The following is a 5,764-nucleotide window of genomic DNA, read 5'->3' as shown; positions in this document are numbered from 1 at the left end:
CACTGGTGTTAAAAAAATCCAAAAAACGAGCCTAAAATTTTATCGCTTTTTTCTTGAGTGCGGGATTTTTAAATTTTAAAATCTCGCCCGGGTTGCGCGTCCTAGGAATTTTATCGCGCAATCGCGCAAGCAAAAACCTTGCGTAAATTTTGCACGGCAGAATTTCGAAATTTCATTGCACCGCAGAATTTTGATTTAAATTTGAGGCACGGAATTTTATAGCGTCACGATACGCGACGGCGCAACTCAAAAGGTAGAATTTCAACCTGAATTTTAGAAGCAGAAAGATAGATTTTCGGTTTAAAATTTGCTGCGAAATCGCGCTCTAAAATTTAAAGTAGGCGCAAAGCCGCTTTCGTCCGACGCACATATCATCAAGGATTTTTGTGAGCCGACCGAACATAACGTCGCTGCGGCAGCGTCTGTTTGTCGCACCAATCTCAAGCAAGAGCTTTTGTGTCGTATCTATGTCAAATATAATACCGCAGACAGCGCGGCGTTCTCTACCGCCATGTGTAAAAAAACGGAGGCGAGTTTATGTCGCTACATTTACCGCTTAGCCTGGCGCTAGCTTGAGCGCACACAGATAAGCGGCGCGCGCAGTAGCGAGCGATCAAAATTTACACGGCGAAATTTTAAAGATGAAATTCCGCAAGCCATAGATTTAGCGTTAAATTTTAAAATTTCACGGCGGCGCAAATTTTAAAATTCCATGCAGGGCGGATTTAAAATTTTAAGCCGGCAAGCCCGCGAGGCTAAATTTAGCCGCCGAGAAGTTTGCAAGTCTCTGCAAAAAGAAATTTTATCAGGGCGCGACGCCGCAAAAATTTTCAATTGCTCGTATTTGGGCGGCGGGCTTATGCAGCTTACGTTTTAGCGCGAAGTATAAATTTTAATTGTATATATTTTGATCGCTGCGAGACTGCGCCCAAAGCCGCCTTGTATTTAGAGCCGCGTAAATTTTAATCGCCCGGGCCAAGATACGATTTAAATTCCAAGCACAAAGCGCGGTCGCAGCGCTGGCTTACGTCAAAACGCCTAAAACTACGACTAAAATTCCAAGCCTCGACCGAATCTTACGCGCGATAAAAGGCGGACTACTCCGCCTTTTTTAGATTATCGGCGAGCAAAAACGCAAGCTCTAGCGCCTGATCTGCGTTTAGGCGCGGATCGCACTGCGTTTCGTAGCGCTGTTTTAGCGTCTCTTGCGTTACGTTAAACGAGCCGCCCGTGCACTCGGTGACGTTTTGGCCGGTCATCTCAAGATGGATGCCGCCCGCGTGCGTGCCCTCCGCAGCGTGAATCTCAAAAAAGCTCTGAACCTCGCTTAAAATTTTAGAAAATTCGCGCGTTTTGTAGCCGTTGGCGGCCTTGACGGTGTTGCCGTGCATCGGATCGATGCTGTACAGGATCACCCTGCCCTCGCGCTTTAGCTCGCGTAAAATTTGCGGCAGCCGCGCGCCGATCTTATCCGCTCCCATGCGGATGATGACGTTTAGCCTGCCGGCTTCGTTTTGCGGATTGAGCTTGTCGCAAAGGCGCAAAATTTCATCCGCGGTGCCGCTCGGGCCGATCTTGACGCCGAGAGGGTTTTTGATACCGCTTAAAAAATGCACGTGCGCATCGTCCGCGCCGCGCGTGCGCTCGCCGATCCAAAGCATATGCGCCGAGCAGTCGTACCAATCGCCGCTGGTGCTGTCGATGCGCGTCAGGCACTCCTCGTAGTGCAGCAGCAGCGCCTCGTGCGAGGTGTAAAGCACCGTCTCGGCAAGGCTCGGAGAGTTCGCAGCGCTCAGTCCGCATGCCTCCATAAATTTTAGCGTGCGCGAAATTTCATCGCTGAGCTCGTTAAATTTAGCCTCCAGCTCGCCCTTTTTCAAAAAGCCCAAATTCCACTTATGCACCTCGTGCAGGTTCGCAAGACCGCCGCGAGAAAAGGCGCGCAGAAGATTTAGCGTCGAAGCGCTTTGATGATACGCCTCGATCATGCGCGCAGGATCTGGCTTGCGCGCCGCTTCGTTAAACTCAAAGCCGTTGATTATGTCGCCGCGGTAACTAGGCAGACTCACGCCGCCAACCTCCTCGAAATCGCTGCTGCGCGGCTTTGCGAACTGCCCTGCGATGCGACCTACCTTAACGACGGGGCGACCCGCTGCAAAGGTAAGAATGATCGCCATCTGAAGCATTACCTTAAACATATCGCGGATATTATTCGCGCTAAAATCATTAAAGCTCTCAGCGCAATCGCCGCCTTGAAGCAAAAACGACTTGCCCTCGCTAGCGCGCGCAAGCTCGGCTTTTAAATTTCGCACCTCGCCCGCAAAAATTAACGGCGGCAGCTTGTAAAGGCGCTCTTTAGCGGTCTGCACCGCACTTTCATCCTGATAGATCGGCTGTTGTAAAATTTTATAATCTTTCCACGACGTCCTACTCCAACTCATAGCCCCTCCTAGGTTTCGTAAAATTTCGCGATTATACCCAAATAAGCTTTTATTAACCCAAAAAATCTTAAAATAGCGCCTTTAGGCAATTTGGAAGGAATTTTATGGAAAACGACCGCACGAAAGGGCTAATGTTCGCTCTCGCCACATTTTCTATGTGGGGCGTTTTTCCGATATTTTTTAAGCTCATAAAGAACGTGGACGCTGTGCAAATTTTAGCGCATCGCGTCGTTTGGTCCTTCCTGCTGCTGCTTGTTTTTCTCTGCTTTACGCACCGCTTAAAAAACGTCGCGCGGCTTCTTAGCACCCCTAAAATCGCCCTTACGTTGCTTTGCACCGGGCTACTGATCAGCACGAACTGGGGTATTTATATCTACGCGGTAAATTCCGATCAAATTTTAGCCACGAGTCTCGGATATTTTATAAATCCGCTATTTTCGGTGCTTTTGGGCGCTTTGTTTCTGCGCGAGCGGCTAAGCGCGGCGGCGAAATTTTCCCTGCTGCTAGCCTTTGCGGCGATCGGCGTGCAAATTTACGCGTTGGGTAGGCTTCCTATAATCTCGATCGTGCTGCCGCTTAGCTTTGCATTTTACGGTCTCATACGCAAAAAAGTAAAAGTGCCTAGCTTTGAGGGGCTGTTTTGCGAGACGGCGCTGATGCTCCTGCCCGCGCTTGCATTTCTGATCTACTGCACGCTAAAAGGAAGCGGCGCCTTCGGCTTTAACGTAAGCGGCGCGCTGCTGTTTGCAAGCGGACTGATTACGATTTTGCCGCTGCTTACCTTCGCCGTAAGCACGCAGTATCTGCCACTATCTACGATCGGCTTTATGCAATACATCAGCCCTAGCATGAGTATGCTGATCGCGGTGTTTATTTACGGCGAGGAGCTTGAGACTTACAAAATTTTGAGCTTTTCGCTAATTTGGTTCGGGCTCGCGGTCGTGGGCTTGGACGGCTTAAGGAGAAAAAATGGCTAATTTCGCTTTGATGTTCGCAGTCGCCCTTGCGGTGGGCGCGCTCGTGTATTTTCAGGTCCAAAAGGCTTCCGCGCGCGCAGACGCCGCAGATCCCGAGCTTAGCTCGCAAAGATATATGAAATTTTGCGATATTTTAGAAGGCAAACTGCGAGCTCTAAAGCGGCTTGAACTGCGCGATGAAAGCGCTCGCGAGAGCTATCTAGACGAGCTTGAGGCTCTTAGCAAGGAGTTAGTTTATATCAAAACGATGCATCAAAGCAACCTAAACCCCGCCGTGTGGGAGGGCAAGCTATTTGAGTTTCTCAATAAAACAGACGCTCTTATCGAAAAATATGCCGCGGACGCAGAGCGCTCGCTGCAAGATTGGCGCAAGCAGCTGGAGATGGAATTTAAGAGCTTATAGCCGTATTTAGTAACGATAAAGCGAAATGATAAAAATAGATTCTACGCAAGAAAGAATGATTAATTTTTAAGAATTGCCTTTAAATTTTAAAATTTAATGCTTTATCGATTGCGGCTTCTTTCATCTAAAACTCTTAATTGCTAATTAAAATCCAGCCATACGTGGCGCTGAGTCTTATCCAAATCAATACCTTTTCTCTTTATAAAAAATTCTTTTATCCTGACGTAGTCGTCCATAGTTTCTATCGTAAAGGCGATATCTTTATCCTTGCCTCGGATTATTATATTATCGTAGAATATAAGTCTAAGACGGAATTTAAAAACTAAAAAATATATAAATTTTAAGACGAATAAAAACAAAAATGCAACTATAGATATGAAAAATACTCTGAAACTACCTGTTTCTATATATTTTCTTACGCCGATAGCTAATACCAATATGCAGATCAATAAAAAAGCGATTATCGTAGCATATGGATCAAATTTTAAGAAAAATCTATAAAAAGCGCCTTGCCTCCTAAGCCACTCATTATCTCTTGCAAAATAGGCTCTTTTTACATCCTTAAGATCATCTAAGAATATAGTTTTTTCGGGCATTTTGTTTGTACAATAAGTAACTCGATCATTATAAAATTTTACAAGTTTCTTATTGTAAAAATTTGTAAAATATTCCATTATTATAGGCAATCCGAAAAATGGAAATACTATAAAAAGCTGATTATATCTAGTTTGATTGGGTTCGTATGAATACATAAAAATCATAATCGCAAGCGTGCATACCGTAGCAAGAACTATATAAAAATTCGTCCTATCTTTGAGCGCTAAAGGCTCTTTATTATGATCACGAGCGTAACTCGGATTTTGTTCAAATTTAGTAGAGTTTGCGTTTTTATTTATATTTGTCGCAGAGTCATCTGCGAGCTTTTCAAATTTAGAATTCTTACTATCGGAATTTTTGGCGTCAAAATTCTGCCTTGAGCTTTGCTCTAAATTTTGATACCGTTCATTTAAAATTTTATTTGGCTTCTCAAGCCTCTGTTTTCTATTCATCTTTTATTCTTTATAGCCTACGCAAAAATTTGTGGCGGGATTTTATCTAAATTTTTCCCTATTTTGAGTAGAAAATAGGCTTTTAGCTCTTTGTATTCTTTGCTTGTTAATATGCTTGCTTCGATATAATTACCATTGCTCATAAAAATAAGGCTGTCGTTTCCTATGTCAAATCCAAAATTTTTCTTAAATCTAAATATTATTAAGGGCGCAAACGCCAAAAATAAGGAAATCGGCACAATCAAAATTCCATAAGAAATTTTATTTTTAAAAGTTACTACCAAAGATAAAAGGATTATCCACGTAAACGCGACAAAAAATGTTAAAATTTTACCTTTTTCCGTCATTTTTAAAGTGGATGGCCCAAAGGTGCGTTTTATTGCAATTATTTCAGATAAATTTATAGAGTATAGAGTCGCCCTCTTTTTCTCTGAATAATATTCGATAACTGAATTTTTAAATTTTATATAGCAGGTGCCAAATTTACCAGGAAGTTCTAGCCAGCGTTTAACGGATCTTGGCGAGTCTTGCCTTGTTCCAAAATCTATGAAATTAAGAAAATACAGAAATGGCGAATAAAATTTAATCATCTCTATCGAGTTATCTTTTATGGTTATCGGCTCTTTGTCGTAATCTCTAGCTTGAGTTTTAAAATTTTGCGATGGCGTATCAGCGGTGCAAGAGAAATCGCTTTGCGACTTTTGTTCAACGACATTCGTAAAATTTCGTTCGCTGGCATTTATAGAATTTTGCCTGCCATCGCTCGTAAATTTTAGCCCGCCGCCCGCCAAATTTCGCTTATCGCAATTTTTATCTTGTAAGAAATCCTTTATATTTTCATCATACCGCGTTTTGCTTATGCCAAACCTAGCAATTTCGTCATTACGCATTTGG

The 5,764-nt window shown here is 43.6% G+C and carries 6 protein-coding genes; 3 read left to right on the top strand and 3 right to left on the bottom strand.

Translation table 11 applies throughout. From position 1 onward, the window contains the following. Positions 1–307: 307 nt before the first annotated feature. Positions 308–571: a hypothetical protein gene (locus Q0236_RS12080; protein WP_297918418.1), complete on the top strand. Its 264-nt coding sequence runs from the start codon at positions 308–310 to the stop codon at positions 569–571. Between the two features lie 526 nt (positions 572–1,097). Here Q0236_RS12080 and Q0236_RS12075 read toward each other — a convergent pair. Next, positions 1,098–2,441 carry a class II 3-deoxy-7-phosphoheptulonate synthase gene (locus Q0236_RS12075; RefSeq protein ID WP_297918414.1) on the bottom strand — a complete coding sequence of 448 codons (1,344 nt, stop codon included), beginning with the start codon at positions 2,439–2,441 and terminating at the stop codon, positions 1,098–1,100. A gap of 104 nt (positions 2,442–2,545) precedes the next feature. Here Q0236_RS12075 and rarD point away from each other — a divergent pair, with 104 nt between their 5' ends. Continuing rightward, positions 2,546–3,418 carry an EamA family transporter RarD gene (gene rarD, locus Q0236_RS12070; protein WP_297918411.1) on the top strand — a complete coding sequence of 291 codons (873 nt, stop codon included), beginning with the start codon at positions 2,546–2,548 and terminating at the stop codon, positions 3,416–3,418. Beyond that, positions 3,411–3,821, top strand: coding sequence for a hypothetical protein (locus tag Q0236_RS12065; protein ID WP_297918407.1), 411 nt, complete (start codon positions 3,411–3,413; stop codon positions 3,819–3,821). Before rarD ends, Q0236_RS12065 begins: the two co-directional genes overlap by 8 nt. A 140-nt stretch (positions 3,822–3,961) precedes the next feature. Here Q0236_RS12065 and Q0236_RS12060 read toward each other — a convergent pair whose 3' ends face one another. Then, positions 3,962–4,870 (bottom strand): hypothetical protein, encoded by a 909-nt coding sequence (locus tag Q0236_RS12060; protein WP_297918404.1) that lies wholly within the window; start codon positions 4,868–4,870, stop codon positions 3,962–3,964. Between the two features lie 17 nt (positions 4,871–4,887). Next, positions 4,888–5,764: hypothetical protein (locus Q0236_RS12055; protein WP_297918402.1), on the bottom strand; the 877-nt coding region annotated here is incomplete at its 5' end.

It is taken from the genome of uncultured Campylobacter sp. (genome assembly GCF_938031315.1).
Taxonomy (GTDB): domain Bacteria; phylum Campylobacterota; class Campylobacteria; order Campylobacterales; family Campylobacteraceae; genus Campylobacter_B.
This window is presented reverse-complemented; position numbering and strand designations above follow the sequence as displayed.

What these genes read in the sequence shown, in the direction of transcription:
- Q0236_RS12060 (WP_297918404.1), bottom strand. Translation starts at nt 4,870, where the DNA reads ATGAATAGAAAACAGAGGCTTGAGAAGCCAAATAAAATTTTAAATGAA.
- rarD (WP_297918411.1), top strand. Translation starts at nt 2,546, where the DNA reads ATGGAAAACGACCGCACGAAAGGGCTAATGTTCGCTCTCGCCACATTT.
- Q0236_RS12075 (WP_297918414.1), bottom strand. Translation starts at nt 2,441, where the DNA reads ATGAGTTGGAGTAGGACGTCGTGGAAAGATTATAAAATTTTACAACAG.
- Q0236_RS12065 (WP_297918407.1), top strand. Translation starts at nt 3,411, where the DNA reads ATGGCTAATTTCGCTTTGATGTTCGCAGTCGCCCTTGCGGTGGGCGCG.